This is a genomic window from Sphingomicrobium sp. (genome assembly GCA_036563485.1).
In the GTDB taxonomy this organism is placed as follows: domain Bacteria; phylum Pseudomonadota; class Alphaproteobacteria; order Sphingomonadales; family Sphingomonadaceae; genus Sphingomicrobium.
Genome location: DATCMI010000001.1, coordinates 871,395 through 889,314 on the forward strand (window position 1 = coordinate 871,395; position 17,920 = coordinate 889,314).

General features: G+C 66.9%; 11 protein-coding genes. 7 read left to right on the forward strand and 4 right to left on the reverse strand.

The genetic code is table 11. The features are described 5' to 3' along the window. Positions 1–3: 3 nt before the first annotated feature. Entirely contained in the window at positions 4–1,002 is a 999-nt protein-coding gene (locus VIL42_04585) for a ligase-associated DNA damage response exonuclease (GenBank protein HEY8592127.1), read from the reverse strand. A gap of 59 nt (positions 1,003–1,061) precedes the next feature. Here VIL42_04585 and VIL42_04590 point away from each other — a divergent pair, with 59 nt between their 5' ends. From VIL42_04590 to VIL42_04605, 4 genes are read left to right on the forward strand one after another with little or no spacing between them, the layout of a single operon-like run. Further along, entirely contained in the window at positions 1,062–1,256 is a 195-nt protein-coding gene (locus VIL42_04590) for a hypothetical protein (GenBank protein HEY8592128.1), read from the forward strand. Beyond that, positions 1,253–3,661 (forward strand): ligase-associated DNA damage response DEXH box helicase, encoded by a 2,409-nt coding sequence (locus VIL42_04595; protein HEY8592129.1) that lies wholly within the window; start codon positions 1,253–1,255, stop codon positions 3,659–3,661. The genes VIL42_04590 and VIL42_04595 overlap by 4 nt, the downstream gene beginning before the upstream one ends. A 44-nt stretch (positions 3,662–3,705) precedes the next feature. Next, entirely contained in the window at positions 3,706–3,984 is a 279-nt protein-coding gene (locus tag VIL42_04600; GenBank protein HEY8592130.1) for a hypothetical protein, read from the forward strand. A 10-nt stretch (positions 3,985–3,994) separates the two neighbouring features. Next, on the forward strand, positions 3,995–4,444 hold the full coding sequence (locus tag VIL42_04605) for a hypothetical protein (GenBank protein ID HEY8592131.1): 450 nt from the start codon (positions 3,995–3,997) through the stop codon (positions 4,442–4,444). Positions 4,445–4,447: 3 nt separating this feature from the next. Here VIL42_04605 and VIL42_04610 read toward each other — a convergent pair whose 3' ends face one another. Continuing rightward, on the reverse strand, positions 4,448–4,969 hold the full coding sequence (locus tag VIL42_04610) for a helix-turn-helix domain-containing protein (protein HEY8592132.1): 522 nt from the start codon (positions 4,967–4,969) through the stop codon (positions 4,448–4,450). Positions 4,970–5,073: 104 nt separating this feature from the next. Here VIL42_04610 and VIL42_04615 point away from each other — a divergent pair, with 104 nt between their 5' ends. After that, positions 5,074–7,164: a bifunctional (p)ppGpp synthetase/guanosine-3',5'-bis(diphosphate) 3'-pyrophosphohydrolase gene (locus VIL42_04615; protein HEY8592133.1), complete on the forward strand. Its 2,091-nt coding sequence runs from the start codon at positions 5,074–5,076 to the stop codon at positions 7,162–7,164. On the opposite strand, the gene VIL42_04620 is transcribed toward VIL42_04615, so the two are convergent. Next, on the reverse strand, positions 7,161–9,449 hold the full coding sequence (locus VIL42_04620) for an NADP-dependent malic enzyme (GenBank protein HEY8592134.1): 2,289 nt from the start codon (positions 9,447–9,449) through the stop codon (positions 7,161–7,163). The two genes, VIL42_04615 and VIL42_04620, sit on opposite strands and share 4 nt — an antisense overlap. Before the next feature lie 83 nt (positions 9,450–9,532). Between VIL42_04620 and mutS the strand changes: the two genes are divergently transcribed. Beyond that, on the forward strand, positions 9,533–12,106 hold the full coding sequence (mutS, locus tag VIL42_04625; protein ID HEY8592135.1) for a DNA mismatch repair protein MutS: 2,574 nt from the start codon (positions 9,533–9,535) through the stop codon (positions 12,104–12,106). Further along, complete coding sequence (locus VIL42_04630) at positions 12,103–14,832, forward strand: [protein-PII] uridylyltransferase (GenBank protein HEY8592136.1); 2,730 nt, start codon at positions 12,103–12,105, stop codon at positions 14,830–14,832. The genes mutS and VIL42_04630 overlap by 4 nt, the downstream gene beginning before the upstream one ends. A 58-nt stretch (positions 14,833–14,890) precedes the next feature. On the opposite strand, the gene VIL42_04635 is transcribed toward VIL42_04630, so the two are convergent. Then, positions 14,891–17,833, reverse strand: a complete 2,943-nt coding sequence (locus VIL42_04635; GenBank protein ID HEY8592137.1) for a TonB-dependent receptor — start codon at positions 17,831–17,833, stop codon at positions 14,891–14,893. Positions 17,834–17,920: the final 87 nt, after the last annotated feature.

Below are 17,920 nucleotides of genomic sequence, written 5' to 3' on the forward strand. Positions count from 1 at the left end.
CGCTTAATCATCCTCGTCCTCGTAACCGACGAGGTTGAGCTCGCACGCCTTGATCTGGTGGGTCATGCACCAATGCTTCAAAGCGTCTTCGCGCCCGTGCGTGATCCACACTTCGCGCGGCTTCAGCTCGCGGATGGTCGTGGTCAGCTCGTCCCAGTCGGCATGGTCGGAAATGACCAGCGGCAGCTCGACATTGCGCTGCCGAGCCCGCTGCCGGATCCGCATCCAGCCTGAGGCCATCGCCGTCACCGGATCCGGCAGCCGCCGCGACCAGCGGTCGTTGAGCTGTCCCGGCGGTGCGATCACCACATGGCCCGCCATCTCCTGCTTCGTCGCCTCGCCGGTGTGGCGGAGTTCGCCGAGCGCGACGCCATGATCAAAATAAAGCTGGTTCAGCCGCTCCAGCGCGCCGTGGACGTAGATCGGTGCGTCGTGGCCGCGCCCGCGCAGCTCCATGATAATCCGCTGCGCCTTGCCGAGCGCATAAGCGCCGACCAGCACGCACCGGCTGGGATCGGAATGGAGGCGGTGGAGCAGCCGGTCGATTTCGCTTCCCGTATCCGGATGGCGGAACACCGGCAGCCCGAACGTCGCCTCGGTGATGAAGACATCGCAGGGCACCGGCACGAACGGCGGGCAGGTCGGGTCCGGCCGCCTTTTGTAATCGCCCGACACCACGATCCGCTCGCCTTTGTACTCGAGCACGATCTGGGCCGAGCCGAGGACATGGCCGGCCGGCACGAAGCTGACCTCGACAGACCCCAAGCGGATGCTTTTGCCATAAGCGATCGGCTGTCCCGATTGCGGCCCATAGCGAACGCCCATGATCGCCAGAGTCTCGGGCGTCGCCAGCACCGCGCCGTGCCCGCCGCGCGCGTGGTCGGCATGGCCGTGCGTGACCAGCGCCTTGGCCTTGGGCTCCGACGGGTCGATCCACGCATCGGCCGGCTCGACATAGATGCCCTCCGGCTGTGCTTTGATCCAGGAACCCAATCGCGCCATCGGAGCGTATATAGGGCGAAGGACCGGCAAGGTTCCCGCGAAATGGAGGAAAGCGCGCGATGGATCAGGCGAATTTCTGGCTGATGAGCATAATCGGGCCGGCGGTCCTGCTGATCGTCCTCATCTGGCTGGTGATGCGGTCACGGACGAACAATGCCGCCGACAAGAGGCGCGACGGCACCGCCGAGCGTGGCGCCAGCGAAGTCTACCGCAAGGAAGAGATTCGCCGCCGCGAGGGGACCGACGACCTCTGACCGGCCTTCCGCCAGTCGTTCAGCGCTGGTTTGACGAAAAGGGCTGGCGCCCCCGCCGGCACCAGCTCGAGATGCTTGAGCTGGCGCGCCGCGGCCGAAGCGCGCTGCTCGTCGCGGCAACCGGCGCGGGCAAGACGCTGGCCGGTTTCCTGCCGACCATCTGCGACTTGGCCGAGCAACCCAGCGAAGGCCTGCACACGCTCTACGTCTCGCCGCTCAAGGCGCTCGCCGTCGACGTGCAGCGCAACCTCATCGGCCCGGTCGAGGAGATGGCGCTGCCGATCCGGGTGGAGACGCGGACCGGCGACACGCCGTCCGACCGCAAGCTGCGCCAGCGGCTCAAGCCCCCGCAAGTGCTGCTGATCACGCCGGAATCGCTGAGCCTGCTGCTCAGCTACCCCGACGCGGCGCAGATGTTCGCAGGCCTCAAGTCGATCATCGTCGACGAGCTTCACGGTTTCGCCAAGGAAAAGCGCGGCGACCTGCTGGCGCTGTCCATTGCCCGGCTTCAGAAGCTCGCGCCGGGGCTTCGCCGCGTCGGCCTGTCGGCGACGATCAGCGATCCCGACGCCTACCGCTCCTGGCTCGCGCCTGACGCAGACATGGAACTGGTCGATGTGGTTCTCGGCGAGCGGGGCGCCAACCCGGACCTGTCGATCCTCATCCCCGAGAACCGGATTCCCTGGGCGGGCCACTCCGGACGGCATGCCGCGCGGGAGGTGATGAAGCTTATCGAGCAGCACAAGACGACGCTCGTCTTCTGCAACACGCGAAGCCTTGCCGAGCTGATCTTCCAGGACCTTTGGGCGGTGAACGACAATGCCCTGCCGATTGGCATCCACCACGGCAGCCTCGCCGTCGAAGCCCGCCGCAAGGTTGAGAATGCGATGGCGGCAGGCAAGCTGCGCGGCCTTGTGGCCACAGCGAGCCTCGACCTCGGAATCGACTGGGGCAACGTCGACCTGGTCGTCCAGATGGGCGCGCCGAAGGGCTCGTCGCGGCTGCTGCAGCGGATCGGCCGGGCCAACCACCGCCTCGACGAGCCGAGCAAGGGCATCATCGTACCCGGCAACCGCTTCGAATATCTTGAAGCCCGCGCGGCGCTCGACGCTATCGACGACGGCGAACTCGACCCGGAGGTGTTCAGGCCCGGCGCCCTTGACGTGCTTGCCCAGCATATCCTGGCAGTGGCCGTGTCGGAGCCGTTCCAGCAGGACGAGTTGCTGAGGGAGGTGCAGTCCGCGGCGCCGTACGCCGGCCTCAATCAGGAGACGTTCGAGGAAGTCCTCAACTTCATCGCCACCGGCGGGTACGCGCTCAAAGCCTATGACCGCTTCCGCCGCCTGGTAGCGGAGCCGGGCGGTATCTGGCGGATCACCACGCCGGCCATCGCGCAGCAGCACCGCCTGAACGCCGGGGTCATTGTCGAACAGCCGTTGCTCACCGTGCGATTCCGCAACGGGCGCAAGCTCGGCACCATCGAGGAAGGCTATGCCTCGACCCTCGCGCCCGGCGACCATTTCTTCTTCTCGGGCCTCAGCCTCGAAGTCGAGCAGTTCAAGGACACGGACGTGATCGTTCACGCCTCCTCGAAGCAGGCGCGGATCGTCACCTACGGCGGGCAGCGGATGAGCATGTCGACGCACCTCGCCAACCGTGTCCGCCACATGCTGTGCGACCGCAACGACTGGCACCGCTTCCCGAACGACGTGCGCGAATGGCTGGAGGTCCAGTCGGAACGCTCGGTCCTCCCGGAACCGCACCAGCTGCTGGTCGAGACCTTCCCGCACGAAGGCCGCCACTACATGGTCGCCTACAGCTTCGAAGGCTGGAACGCGCACCAGTCGCTCGGCATGCTGATCACCCGCCGCATGGAAAGTGCGGGCCTGAAGCCGCTCGGCTTCGTCGCAAACGATTACGGCCTCGCCTGCTACGGCCTCGAGCCGATCGCCGACCCCAAATCGCTCTTCTCGGCAGACATCCTGGAGCAGGAATTCGTCACCTGGGTCGAAAGCTCGATGCTGCTCAAGAATGCGTTCCGCGAGGTCGCCGTGATCGGCGGCCTCGTCGAGCGCCACCATCCCGGCAAGAAGAAGAGCGGCCGGCAGGTCAGCTTCTCGACTGACCTCATCTACGACGTGCTTCGCCGCTACGAGCCGGAGCACCTGCTGCTGCGCGCGGCGTGGGACGATGCCCGCCGCCGCATGACCGAGCTCGGCCGCCTGGTGCGCCTCGTCGACCGCGCCTCGGCGACCATGCTCCACGTCCCCCTCGAGCGGATCAGCCCGATGGCCGTGCCCCTGATGGTCATCGTCGGCCGCGAAGCGCTGCCGCCGGGTGCCGAGGCCGACGAAACCCTGCTCGCCCAGGCCGAAGCGCTTGCCGAAGCCGCGATGCATTTGTGACCTCGTTCATTGCCGGTTGGGCCGACATCTGCGACTCTCCCATCATGCGTTCACTAGTTCTTGCCCTGCCCCTCGCTCTTGGCGGCTGCGTTGTCGGAACCGTCGCCAAGACGGCAGTCGATGTCGTCACTCTTCCGGTGAAAGCGGTCTCGGCCGGAGTCGATGCCGTGACGACCAGCCAGGCCGAAGCCGACCAGAAGCGCGGCCGCGAGATCCGCAAGGAGGAAGAACGGCGCGGCAGGGAAGCGCGCGCGACTGAGGAGCGCTGCCGGCGCGGCAAGCCGCTGCCCACCGACATTTGCGCGAGCGCCCAGCCCCGCTAGTGGGGCGGTGATGCGCTATTTCCTCGATACCGAATATAACGGGATGGGCGGCGCCCTGCTCAGCCTCGCGCTCGTCCCGGACGACGGCGACGAACTTTATCTGACCTTCCAGACCGACGACACTATCAACGAATGGGTCGAGCGCCACGTCGTGCCTTATCTCGACACGGTTCCCGAGCAGCTGTCCTGCCCGCGGCTGACGCGCAAGGACGCCGCTCACGCCCTCGAACGCTACCTGCGTCATGACCAGGACCCGCTCATCTTCGCTGACTGGCCGGAAGACGTTGCGCAATTCTGCAACCTGATGATCACCGGCGAAGGCGACATGGTGGAGCTTCGCCACACCACCTTCCAACTCGTCCCGATGAGCAATTTCAGCACCGCCGCGAACAGCAAGGTGCCGCACAACGCGCTTCACGACGCCCGCGCGCTGCGCGACCACGTCCTGTCGATGGAATAAGGCCTATTCGGCGGCGGTCGCGAGATCCTCGGCGGGGCGCTCGACCCATCTGAGATCCTGCAGCTTCAGCTCGCGCCCGTCATGCGCCTGGACGCACAGCTTGCGGACCGGCAGTCCGTCGCGGCGGTCCGCCAGGACCACCTCCATCTTCCCGTGGCCCCATTCCTCGCCCCACTGGCGGAGCGCGAGGACGACGGGAAGCAGGTCTTCGCCCTTCGCCGTCAGCGAATAGATGACCTTGCGCTTGTCGTTCGGATCGCTGCTCCGCTCGAGGATCCCGCAGCCGACCATCTTCGACAGGCGGTCCGACAGGATGTTGCGGGCGATACCGAGCCCCGCCTGGAATTCCTCGAAATGCCTCAGGCCGTTGAACGCGCCGCGAAGGATCAGGAACGCCCACTTCTCGCCGATGATGCCGACCGCCGCCGCGATCGGGCACGACAGCGCCGCTTTCCTGAAACGGTCGATGTCAGGCGTCAGCCCATCCGCTGCCATGGCGCGCGCGTCTCTCCCTTCGGCAGCCACAAAGCACATTCTCTTGCTGAAAAACAGTTGCTGCGGGCAACCATTCTTTGCGCCCGCAGACCTTTCGCGCTTGCACAATGGCCAGCCTTCCGCATCTTAGGAGCGTGCTGCGCCAATATGAACTCGTCGAAAAGGTGCGGTCCTACGATCCGGATGCGGACGAAGGGCTGATCAACCGCGCCTATGTCTTCTCGATGAAGGCGCACGGAGACCAGCAGCGCGCCTCGGGCGATCCCTATTTCAGCCACCCGATCGAGGTCGCGGGCATTCTCACGGACCTCAAGCTCGACGACCAGACCATCGCCACCGCCATTCTCCACGACACGATCGAGGATACGGTCGCGACGCCGCAGGAGATCGAGAAGCTGTTCGGCAAGGACGTCGCGCGGCTCGTCGACGGCGTCACCAAGCTCAGCAAGATCGAGGCGCAGTCGGAAAACGAGCGCGCCGCCGAGAATCTGCGCAAGTTCCTGCTCGCGCTTTCCGACGACATTCGCGTGCTGCTCGTGAAGCTCGCCGACCGGCTCCACAACATGCGCACGCTCCACCACATCAAGAATGAGGACAAGCGCCGTCGCATCGCCCGCGAGACGATGGATATCTATGCGCCGCTCGCCGAGCGGATCGGCATGTACGAGATGATGACCGAGATGCAGACGCTGGCGTTCGGCGAGCTGGAACCCGATGCCTTCGCCTCGATCATGCGCCGCCTCAAGCAGCTGACCGAGGCCGGCGGCGACCTCGTCAACCGCATCGGTCTCGGCCTGCAGCTCTACCTCGCCGACAACGGTCTCGAAGCCGAGGTCACCGGCCGCCAGAAGCACCCCTTTTCGATCTGGAAGAAGATGGCCGAGCGGCACATCAGCTTCGAACAATTGTCGGACGTCATGGCCTTCAGGATCATCGTCGACGACGAGGCCGGCTGCTACCGCGCGCTCGGTCTGATCCACCGCCGCTGGCCGATGGTCCCGGGCCGCTTCAAGGATTATATCTCGACGCCCAAGCGCAACGGCTACCGCTCGCTTCACACCTCCGTCATCCACGATTCCAAGATGCGGATCGAAGTGCAGATCCGCAGCCGCGACATGCACGACCAGGCAGAGCGCGGCCTTGCCGCCCACTGGGCGTACAAGGAGGGCAAGCCCAAGGGCGAGATGAACATTCCGTGGGTCGACGACCTCGTTGAGATCCTCGACCATGCCGACAGCCCCGAAGAGCTGCTCGAGCACACCCGGATGGCGATGTACCAGGACCGGATCTTCGCCTTCACGCCGAAGGGCGAGCTGATCCAGCTCCCCAAGGGCGCGACGCCGGTCGATTTCGCCTACGCCGTTCACACCGACCTCGGCGACCGGACCGTCGGCGCCAAGGTCAACGGCCGCGTCGTTCCCTTGCGCACCATGCTGGAGAATGGCGACCAGGTCGAAATTCTCGCGTCGGAAGCGCAGCACCCGCAGCCGTCCTGGCTGCGCTTCGTCGCCACGGGCAAGGCGCGTGCCGGCGTTCGCCGCTTCGTCCGCCACAAGGAGCGCGAGGAGACGATCGAGCTCGGCCGCAAGATCTACGACGAGATCGTCCAACGCCTCCCCGAAGAGGTCACGAAAGAGACGCTGAAGCGAGCGCTGAAGAAGCTGAAGATCGAAAGCCAGGATGAGCTGATGATCGCCATCGCCCGCAAGCGCGTGCGCGACGAAGTGCTAATGGAGGCGCTCGCGCCGGGTTCAGCGGGCAGCGACGTCGCGCCGCGGCCGATCGGCCAGCGTAAGGCCATCTCGATCAAGGGCCTGACCGCCGGCGTTGCCTATCACCTTGCCGATTGCTGCCACCCCATTCCCGGCGACCGCATCGTCGGCCTCCGCCGCGAGGACGAAGAGATCGAAGTCCATGTGATCGGCTGCGACACGCTGGCGAGCGGGATCGACGCCGATTGGCTCGACCTTGCTTGGGGCGAAGGTTCGGACGGCGGCGCCGCGCGCCTCGCGATCATCCTTCGCGACATCCCCGGCGCGCTCGGCACCATGTCGGGCATCCTCGGCGCCAAGCACGCCAATATCGTCAACCTGCAGCTGGTCCATCGCGACGGCAGCTTCCAGACCTTCCACCTCGACATCGAGGTGCACGATCTGGCGCACCTTCACGCCATCATCGCAGCCTTGCGCGATGCCGAGCCGATCAGCTCGGTCGAACGGATCTAGCGCCGCGCGGCGACCCGTTGCTGGCGCGCCTGCGCGTCGCCCGCGGCAAGAACCGCAAGCATCACCAGGTCCGACGCGCTCGCGGTCATCGGCGCGATCTGCACCGGCCGCTCCAGCCCCAGGATGTAGGGCCCAAGCACGCTTTCCCCGCCCAGCTCGCGCAGCAGCTTCGCCGAAAGGCTCGCCGACTGCAGGCCCGGCATGACAAGGATGTTCGCCGGGCCGGACAGGCGCGTGAACGGATAATAGCGCTTCTGCATCTCGTAATTCAGCGCGACATCCGGCGCCATTTCGCCTTCAAATTCGAAGTCGGCCTTGAAGCCGTCGAGGATCCGCACCGCCTCGCGCAGGCCCTCGATGTGCATGCCGGGCGGGTTGCCGAAGGTCGTGTAGCTGGTGAAGGCGACGCGCGGCTCCAGCCCCATCCGCCGCGCGAATGCCGACGAGCGCAGGGCGATGGCCGCATATTGCTCAGCGGTCGGCCGCTCGGTCACCGCAGTGTCGGCAATCAGCACCGTATGGCCGCGCCCGACCACGACGTTGATCCCGAACGGCGTCGCGCCGGGCTCGTCGTCGATGACGGTTCGGACTTGCTTCAGCGACTGGCTGAATGGCCGCGTAGTGCCGGTGATCATCGCGTCCGCCTCACCGAGCGACAGCATCGCCGCGGCAAAATAATTGCGGTCCTGGTTGACGAGCCGCTCGATCTCGCGCTGCAACATGCCGGCGCGCTGATGCTTGCCATAGAGATAATCGACGGCGCGCCCGACCAGCGGCGAATTGCGGCTGTTCAGCACTTCATACTCGCGCGGATTGTCAACGCCCATCTCGGCGAGCAAGTCGTAGACGTCCTCGCGCCCGACCAGCACCGGCGTCCCGTAGCCGCCTTCCTTGAACGCGATTGCCGCGCGGAGCACGTTCGGCTCCTCGCCTTCGGCGAACAGCACCCGCATCGGATTGGCGCGCGCGCTTTCATAGGCAAGGCTCATCACCGCCACGGTTGGGTTGAGCCGTGCGCGAAGCTCCTGACGGTAGCTTTCCATGTTGGCGATCGGCTTCTGCGCAACGCCGCTTTGCACCGCGGCTTCGGCGACCGCCGAAGCGACGACCTCCATCAGCCGCGGATCGAAGGGCGCGGGGATGATATAGTCGCGGCCGAAGCTCTGCGAGCGCCCTCCATAAGCCGCCGCCACTTCCTCGGGCACCGGCTCGCGGGCCAGCTCGGCAAGCGCTTCGGCGGCGGCAATCTTCATCGCATCGTTGATCGCCGTCGCCCGCACGTCCAGCGCGCCGCGGAAGATGAACGGGAAGCCAAGGACGTTGTTCACCTGGTTCGGGAAGTCCGACCGCCCCGTGGCGATGATCGCGTCGGGGCGCACTTCCTTGGCGTCAGGTGGCCAGATTTCGGGATCCGGATTGGCCATGGCGAAGATGATCGGCTCTTGGGCCATGGTCTTGACCATCTCGGGCTTCAGCGCCCCGGCAGCGGACAGCCCCAGGAACACGTCGGCGCCGACCAGCGCCTCGGCCAAGGTCTCCTTGTCCGTCTCCACCGCATGGGCCGACTTCCACTGGTCGAGGTCGGTCCGGCTTTTGCGAATCACGCCCTTGCGGTCGCACATGATCACATTGTCGTGGCGCACGCCCATGGCCTTGATGAGCTCGGTGCAGGCGATCGCGGCGGCGCCGGCGCCGTTCACCACCACCTTGATGTCCCCCAGATTGCGGCCCGTCAGGTGGCAGGCATTGATCAGCCCCGCCGCCGTGATGATCGCCGTCCCGTGCTGGTCGTCGTGGAAGACCGGAATGTTCATCCGCTCGCGCAGCGTCTGCTCGATGATGAAGCAGTCGGGCGCGGCAATGTCCTCGAGGTTGATGCCGCCGAAGCTCGGTTCGAGAAGCTCGACCGCGTCGATGAACTTGTCGCAATCCTCGGTCTTCAGCTCGAGGTCGATCGCGTCGACGTCGGCGAAGCGCTTGAACAGCACCGCCTTGCCTTCCATCACGGGCTTCGAGGCCAAGGCGCCCAGATTGCCGAGCCCGAGGATCGCGGTTCCGTTGGAAATCACCGCGACGAGATTGCCCTTGCTCGTGAAGTCGTAGGCGCAACCCGGGTCCTCGGCGATCCTGCGCACCGGCACCGCGACGCCAGGCGAATAAGCGAGGCTGAGGTCGCGCTGCGTCGCCATCGGCTTCGAGGCGACGATTTCCAGCTTCCCCGGCCGCCCCTGCGAATGGAAGTCGAGCGCCTCGGATTCGGTATATTTGATGTTGCTTTCGGACATGGGTCGAGGGCCTTAGTCCATTTCGCCGCTCCCGCGAAACGGCTAGGCATTCGGCCATGGCCCGAGCCGACGCCCCGACTCCGATGATGGTGCAATACAAGCGCCTGAAGGAAGAAGCGGGCGACGCTTTGCTCTTCTATCGCATGGGCGATTTCTTCGAACTCTTCTTCGACGATGCGAAGGCTGCCGCGGCCTGCCTCGATATCGCGCTCACCAAGCGCGGCGAGGATGCCGGCGAACCGATCCCCATGTGCGGCGTGCCGGTCCATTCCGCTGAGGCCTATCTCGCGCGGCTGATCAAGGCCGGTCACCGCGTCGCCATTGCCGAGCAGACCGAGAGCCCGGCCGAGGCACGTAAGGCGCGCGGGTCGAAAGCGCTGGTCGACCGCGCCATCATCCGCCTCGTCACGCCCGGCACGCTGACGGAGGAGACGCTCCTCGAATCGGCAGCGGCCAACTGGCTGGCGGCGATCGGCCGCGCCGGCGACAATTGGGCCATTGCCGCCGCGGACATTTCGACCGGACGATTCGAGCTGGTCAGCTGCGGGCCAGGCGAGCTCGCGGCGGAGCTGGCGCGGATCTCGGCCGCCGAGACGATTGCCGACACGCCGATCCCCGGCGTCCGCTGCGGCAACGGCAAGGGCGGGTTCGACAGCCTGGCCGGCGAACGCGCGCTCAAGACCCGCTTCGGCGTCTCGACTCTCGATGGCCTCGGCTCCCCGTCCCGGGCGGAACTCGCCGCGGCGGGCGGGCTCCTCTCCTACCTCGACGCGACCCAGAAAGGCGCCGGCATCCTGCTCGATGCGCCGCGCCGGATCAGCCGCGCCGCGCATATGGCCATCGACAGCGCCACTCGCGAAAGCCTGGAACTGACCCGCTCCACGACCGGCGGCGTGGCGGGCAGCCTGCTCGGCGAGATAGACCGCTGCCAGACCGCCGCCGGCCGCCGCCTTCTGTGCGAGGACATTGCGGCCCCGCTGACCGACAGCAGCGCGATCGATCAGCGCCTCGCATTGGTCGCCTGGCTCCACGAGGACGCAATCCGCGGCCAGCGAGTGCGTGGCGCGCTGAAGGCGATGCCCGACTTCGCCCGCGCCCTCGCCCGTCTCGCTGCCGGCCGCGGCTCCCCGCGCGACCTCGCCTTGCTTCGCGACGGCCTCGCCGCCGCCGATGCGCTCAAGCGCGAACTGGAAGGCGAGCCCGACCGCCCGCTGCTGCTCGAAAATCTTGCTCCGCGCCTCGGCGGCCACGAAGGACTCGTCCAACAATATTCCCGCGCGCTCGTCCCCTCGCCGCCGATCGATGCGTCCAAGGGCGGCTATATCGCCGAAGGCTATGACGCCGGCCTCGATGCCTTGCGCGACGCCGCCTCGAACGGCCGCCGCGCTATCGCCTCACTCGAAGCCCGCTACCGTGACTCGACCGGCATCAGTTCGCTGAAGATCCGGCACAATGCGGTGCTCGGCTACCATGTCGAAGTGTCGGCCAAGCACGCCGACCGCCTGATGGCGCCCGACAGTGGCTTCACCCATCGCCAGACGCTCGCCGGCGTGGTCCGCTTCAATTCGCCCGAGCTTCACGACGAAGCGAGCCGGGTCATCGAAGCGGGCGGTCACGCGCTCGCCGCCGAAGCCGCCCATGCGGAGGAGTTGACGGCGCTCGCCGTCGCCGCCGCGCCGCAGATCACTGCCACTGCCGAAGCCATCGCCCGCATCGACGTCGCGGCCGGCCACGCCCATCGTGCCGCCGAGGGCGGCTGGTGCCGCCCGAGCCTCACCAGCCAGGCGTGCCTCGAGATCGAGGGGGGCCGCCACCCGGTCGTGGAGGCGGCGCTGAAGGGCAGCGGCGAGCGCTTCATCGCCAACGATCTGTCGCTCGGGCCCAGCGACCGCCTGTGGCTGATCACCGGGCCGAACATGGGCGGCAAGTCGACATTCCTCCGCCAGACCGCCCTGATCGCCGTCCTCGCCCAGGCCGGCAGCTTCGTCCCAGCGACCCGCGCAAAGGTCGGCATCGTCGACCGCCTGTTCAGCCGCGTGGGCGCGTCCGACAATCTCGCGCGCGGCCGCTCGACCTTCATGGTCGAAATGGTCGAAAGCGCCGCGATCCTGGCGCAGGCAACGCCGAGCAGCCTCGTCATCCTCGACGAGATCGGCCGCGGCACCTCGACCTACGACGGCCTCGCGATCGCCTGGGCCGTCGTCGAGGCGATGCACGACCAGCTCAAGTGCCGCACTTTGTTCGCGACCCATTATCATGAGCTGACGCGTCTCGCGGGGCGGCTCGACTGCCTCTCCCTCCATCACGTGCGGGCGCGGGAGTGGAAGGGCGACCTGGTCCTTCTCCACGAAGTGGCGGGCGGCGCGGCCGACCGCAGCTACGGTATCGCCGTCGCCAAGCTGGCGGGCCTGCCACCCGCGGTCGTGAGCCGCGCCCGCTCGGTGCTCGCCAAGCTCGAAGCAGGCCGCGACGCCACCGGGGGCATCGCTGCGGGCCTCGACGATTTGCCTTTGTTTGCCGCCGCGGCCGAGCCGGAGCAGGGCCCCGACCCGCTCGCGGCCGCGCTCGACGCCATCGACCCCGACGCCCTCGCCCCGCGTGATGCGTTGGAAGCCCTCTACCGGCTCAAGAGGATCGCCGCCGAGCGGGGCGCATGAGCTTCCTCGACATCAACAACCGCCGCGCGCTGATCGACCGCCGTGCCGTTGCCGACCGTCTGTCCGCCTTGCCGCCGGGCGTCGACCTCCTCCAGTCTGCGGTGCCGGTGCTCGCCGATGCGCTCGCCATCGGCCGCCGGGAAGTCGCACGCCGCTTGCTCGAGCGCCCCGGCGACGGCCGTTCCGCAGCGCGCGCAACCGCCTTCCTGCACGACCAGCTGGTCCGCCTGGCTTATGAGTTCGTCTGCGAACGCATTCTCGAAAAGCCCTGCGGCGGCATCGCGCTGGTCGGCCTCGGCGGCACCGGGCGCGGCGAGATGGCGCCGTTCAGCGACGTCGACCTGATGTTTCTCACCCGAACGGCGCCCGGGCCCGACCAGGAGGAAGCTGCGCGCGCCGTCCTCCATTTGCTGTGGGACATGAAGCTCAAGGTCGGCCATTCCGTCCGCTCCGTCGCCCAGCTGATCGCGCTTGCGAAGAAGGACATGACGGTGCGCACCGCCTTCCTCGAAGCGCGTTGGCTGTGGGGCGACGAAAAGCTTTTCGATGCCGCAAACGCCCGTTTCCAGCGCGAGATCGTCGCCGGCACCGCGGCTGAATTCGCGGCCGCCAAGCTTGCCGAGCGCGACGAGCGCCACGTGAAGATGGGCGACAGCCGCTATGTCGTCGAACCTAACGTCAAGGACGGCAAGGGCGGCCTTCGCGACCTCCACACCCTCTACTGGATCGGCAAGTACGTCCACGGCGTCGAGCGGCCCGCCGACCTCGTCGGTGCGGGACTTCTAACCGCCGCCGAGTTCCAGCGCTTCGACCGCGCCGAGCGATTCTTCTGGTCGGTGCGCTGCCACCTGCACCAGCTCGGCGGGCGACCCGAAGAGCGGCTGAGCTTCGAATATCAGCCGCGCATCGCCGAGATTATGCGCTACGCCGAGCGGCCGGGGAAATCCGCCGTCGAGCGGTTCATGCAATTCTACTTCATCAACGCGAAGACCGTCGGCGATTTGACCGGCCTGTTCCTCGCCCAGCTCGACGAGCAGATGGGCAAGAAGGGGTTCCGCTTCGCGCTTCCGACGATCAGGCGACGCCCTCGGCGGCTCGGCGGGTTCGTCCTCGACCGCGGGCGTATCTCGATCCCAAACGACGGCTTCTTCCGTGAACAGCCGCTGCGCCTGCTCGAGCTCTTCGCCCTCGCCGCGCGGGAGCAGCTTGAGGTCCATCCGACGGCCATGCGCGCGGCCATCCGCGATGCATCGCTCATCGACGGCGAGCTCCGCCGCGATCCGCGCGCCAACGCTTTGTTCCTCGAAGTCCTCACCTGCATCAACAGGCCGGAAATCGTGCTCCGCTGGATGAACGAAGCGGGCGTGTTCGGGCGCTTCATTCCCGACTTCGGCCGGGTCGTCGCGCAGATGCAGTTCGACATGTACCATCATTATACGGTCGACGAGCATTCGATCCGCGCCATCGGCCTCCTCGCGCAGATCGAGCGCGGCGAGCTGAAGGCGGACCATCCGCTTTCGACCGCGATCCTGCAGCGGCAGATCTCGTCGCGGCGCTTGCTCTATGTCGCCGTGCTTCTCCACGACATCGCCAAGGGCCGCGGCGGCGACCACAGCGAATTGGGCGCCGAGATCGCGCTCAAGCTGTGTCCGCGGCTCGGCCTCGACCCGGCGGAGACGGAGACCGTCGCCTGGCTGGTCCGCCATCACCTGCTGCTATCCTCGACGGCCTTCAAACGCGACCTCGCCGACCCCAAGACGATCGAGGATTTCGTGCGCCAGGTGCAAAGCCCGGAGCGTCTCCGCCTGCTCCTCGCGCTCACCGTCGTCGACATCCGCGCCGTCGGTCCCGGCGTCTGGAACGAGTGGAAGCGCTCGCTGCTGCGGACCCTGTTCGAGGCTGCCGAAGAACGGCTGCGGCTCGGCCACAAGCAGCACGGCCGCACCGAACTGGTTCGCGCTCGCCAGCAAGAACTGGCCGACGCACTCAATTGGAAAGCGACCGCGGTACGCGCTCACGTAAGGCGGCTGCCCGACAGCTATTGGCTGGCCGAGCCCTTGCCGTGGCAGCTCGCCAACGCCCGCCAGGTCGCCGACGCCGAAGCACGGATCGGCGATCGCCAGCCGAGCGTCGTCGTCGAGGACGATCCCGAAAGCGGCGCGACGCGGGTCAGCGTCTTCACCCCCGACCGGGAAGGGCTCTTCTACCGCATCTGCGCCGGCCTCGCGTCGGCAGGCGCGAACATCATCGATGCACGCATTCACACGACGACGGACGGCATGGCGCTCGACAATTTGCTGGTGCTCGACGGCCGCGGCACGCCTTATGGCGAACGCCGCCAGCAGATTCGCCTGTTGCGTGCCGTCGAAAAGGCGCTGACCAGCGAAAAGCCGCCGCTGCTCCCGTCCCCCAAAACGTCGAGCAAGGTCGCGGCCTTCGACGTGGCAGCGTTCGTCGCCATCGCCGAGCGCGCCTCGACGCGCACGACGGTGGTCGAGGTCAATGCGCTCGACCGCCCTGCGCTTCTCGCGGCGCTCACGGCCGCCATCTACGAGTGCGGCCACAAAATTCACTCGGCCCATATCGCCACGTTCGGCGAGCGCGCTGTCGACGTCTTCTACCTGACGACGGGGCGCGGGACCAAGCTGAAGGGCGAGGAAATCGCCGCGCTGCGGGCGCGCCTGCTCGCTGCCGCGACCGACCCGGCCGCAGCCAAGGGCGCATAAGAAAAGGGCCCCGCCGTCGCCGGCGAGGCCCTCCCCCTGTTTGTTCGAGTGGTCGCGCTTAGCCGCGTTCGCCACGCTCCACCGGGGCGGGCGGCGGCGGCGGAGCGACCGGCTGCTCGACCACCACCGGCGGCGGCGGCGGGGCCGGCGGCGCGACATAGGCGACCGGTGCGGCACGACCGGTACCCAGCTTCCCGCGCAGCGTCAGGCCGAACGTCCGCGGTTCGCCGAGGAACGCGGCGTAAAGCTGGGTCGAGCGAGCGTAGAAGCCCGCATCGACCCCGCGCCGCGTGCCCGTGCCCTGGCCGAACGCGTCGAAGCCGACCTGCGTGTACTTGGTGTTGAACAGGTTCTGCGCCCAAAGCTCCAGCGCCCAGGTTTCCAGAGGCCCGCGGATGCCGACACGGGCGTTGACGACCGTGAACGGATCCTGGGTCTTCTCGATGTCGAGGTCGGAGCCGGTGTTGTACGACGAGGTCCGCCGCGCATCGACGTAGAACAGGGCGTGCATGCCGCTGTTGCCGATCGGCGGCGTGTAGCCGAGCGATCCCGTCAGCGTCAGCTTCGGCGCGTTCGAGATCTGCCGGCCCGGCAGCTGGAAGAACGGCGGCAGCAGAGCTTCGTCGGCGGTTCCGACCAAGTCGTTGCGATACTTGGCGTTCACGTAGGTGAGGCCGAACGCGCCGTTCACGTCGCGGATCGGGCGGAAGAAGGTTTCGATCTCAACGCCGCGCGAGCGGACGCCGGCCTTCCTCTTGCCGCCGCAAGGCACTGCAACCGAGCTGTTGTCGGTGTCGGCGCCGTTCAGGCCTTCAGAACAGCTGTTGATGTTCTCCACGACGAAATTGATGCCGTTGAACGTGTTCAGCTGGAAGTTGCGGAAGTCCTCGTTGAACAGCGCAACGTTCACGTCGAACCCGCGGCCGTTGTACTTGGCGCCGACTTCGTAGGCGTCGACGAGCTCCGGCTTGAAGCGGAGATCGTCGAGATCGACTGCCGCCTGGTTGAGGCCGGCGCGGTCGAGGTTGAAGCCGCCGGCCTTATATCCGCGCGAGTAGCTGGCGTAGGTCAGCAGTTCCGGAGTCGGCTTGAAGCTGAGGACGGCCGTCCCGGAGAACTTCTTCTCCGTCTTCGTGTCGCTTTCGAAGCTGCCGTTGATCGAGTTGATGGCGCAGGGAAGCGTGCCGATCGGGTTCAGCACCTGGCCCGAGAGCGCGGTTGCAAGCGCTGCAATCGCCGGGTTGAGCCCGAAATTGCCACCCGGGTTCGCGGCTGCCGCAGCTGCGAGCTGCTGAAGGCGGGTGATATTGGCCCGGTAATTGGCGCACTGGCTGTTGGAGGCGAGATCCGCCGTGATGCTCTTGCGGTCGACGGTGTACCGCGCACCCAGGGTCAGCGACAGCTGGTCGGTGACCTTGAAGATGTTGTGGGTAAACAGCGCGTAGTTGGTGCCCTTCTGCCGGAAGTCGTCCTGAGTCACCGTGTTCGCAAGCGGCGTGTTCACGACCTGGCTCGCGATCGCATTGATGATCAGGGGCCGGGCGAACACCGGAACCGCCGCCAGCGCCGGATTGGTGGTCAGCTGGTTGAGCACGAACCCTTGGGCAAACAGGTTGAGGTTGTTGAACCCGGGGAACGCCGCAAGCACGGGGCTTTGGGCGCGGATCAGTTCGCGAGCGAACGGATCGATCGCCGCGCCGGTCGACAGATTGTCGCGGCGGGTGATCTTCTCGTTCGCGTAGAAGCCGCCAACGAGCCAGTCGAGGCGGCCGTCCATGAGCTCGCCCTGGAGCCGCAGCTCCTGGGTGAAGGTCTTGAACTTGTTCTGATAATTTCCGTCGTCGTCGCGATAGAGCAAATCGAGATTGTTATAATCGAAGTCGCCGCCACCAATATAGTCGTTGGTGCGATAAGCGGTGATCGACGTCACTTCGGCCGCGCCCAGGTCATATTTCACTTCCGCCGAAAGGCCGCCGTCCTTGACGTCGGAGCGGTAGAAGCGCCCGGGCGTGATCGCCGTCTGACGACGATACGGATCGTCGATGATGGTCGCGCCTAGCGCGGTCAGCAGCGCCTTCGCGCTCGACGGCGCCTCACCGGTGCCGGCGACATAGTCGCTCGCCGGCAAATAGACGGCGGCGCAGCATTCCTCGTTGCGCTTCGCATAGTCGGCGATCAGCCGGATCGACAGGTCGGTCGTTGGTTGGAACAGCAGCTGGCCGCGAAGCAGCCAGCGGCGGCGGTCGTTGACACGGCGGCCGGAGATCACGTCCTTGATGAAGCCGTTGCGGCTCAGGAGCACGCCGTCGATGCGGCCCGCGACGGTGTCGCTAAGCGGCATGTTGATCGTCTCGTCGAGGCGAACGTAGCGGTAATTGCCGACGCTGAGCGCGCCCGCGACGAACGGGGTGAATTGCGGCTTGGCGGTGATCACCGAGATCACGCCGGCCGACGCGTTGCGGCCGAACAGGGTGCCCTGCGGTCCGCGAAGAACCTCGACGCGGTCGAGCGGCCCGAGTTCGGTCAGCGCGCCGCCGGTACGCGAGCGGTAGACGCCGTCGATATAGGTCGCGACCGAGCCTTCAAGGCCCGGGTTGTCGCCAACGGTGCCGATGCCGCGGATGCGAGCGACCGATGCGCCGGCTTCCGACTGGGTCGACGACACCAGCAGCGACGGCGACAGCTGGTTGAGCTGGCGGATGTCGGTCGCACCGGAATTCTGGAGCGTGTCGGCGGTGACCGCGCTGACCGCCAGCGGCACGTCGGACAGCGCCTGGTTACGGCGGGTCGCGGTGATGATGATGTTGCCGCTGTCGACCGGCTGCTGTTCCTGCGCCGTATTGGCGACCGCGGCACTGTCGCTGGTCGGGCTCGTCGTCGGCGCTGCGTTGGTCTGCGTCGTATCCGGCACCGTCGGCTGCGTCGGCGGCTGCTGAGCGAATGCGGGCGTCGCCACTGCGACCATGCCGGCTGAAAGCAACCAAGCGGACTTGCGGATCATCTCTGTCTCCCCCGGGCAGGCGCGCCCATCTGGGATCAAAGCTAAACCGGAAGAGCGCCGCTTGGGAAGCATCGCGGAAGGGCCGCT

What these genes read in the sequence shown, in the direction of transcription:
- VIL42_04585 (HEY8592127.1), bottom strand. Translation starts at nt 1,002, where the DNA reads ATGGCGCGATTGGGTTCCTGGATCAAAGCACAGCCGGAGGGCATCTAT.
- VIL42_04590 (HEY8592128.1), top strand. Translation starts at nt 1,062, where the DNA reads ATGGATCAGGCGAATTTCTGGCTGATGAGCATAATCGGGCCGGCGGTC.
- VIL42_04600 (HEY8592130.1), top strand. Translation starts at nt 3,706, where the DNA reads ATGCGTTCACTAGTTCTTGCCCTGCCCCTCGCTCTTGGCGGCTGCGTT.
- VIL42_04605 (HEY8592131.1), top strand. Translation starts at nt 3,995, where the DNA reads ATGCGCTATTTCCTCGATACCGAATATAACGGGATGGGCGGCGCCCTG.
- VIL42_04620 (HEY8592134.1), bottom strand. Translation starts at nt 9,449, where the DNA reads ATGTCCGAAAGCAACATCAAATATACCGAATCCGAGGCGCTCGACTTC.
- mutS (HEY8592135.1), top strand. Translation starts at nt 9,533, where the DNA reads ATGATGGTGCAATACAAGCGCCTGAAGGAAGAAGCGGGCGACGCTTTG.
- VIL42_04630 (HEY8592136.1), top strand. Translation starts at nt 12,103, where the DNA reads ATGAGCTTCCTCGACATCAACAACCGCCGCGCGCTGATCGACCGCCGT.
- VIL42_04635 (HEY8592137.1), bottom strand. Translation starts at nt 17,833, where the DNA reads ATGATCCGCAAGTCCGCTTGGTTGCTTTCAGCCGGCATGGTCGCAGTG.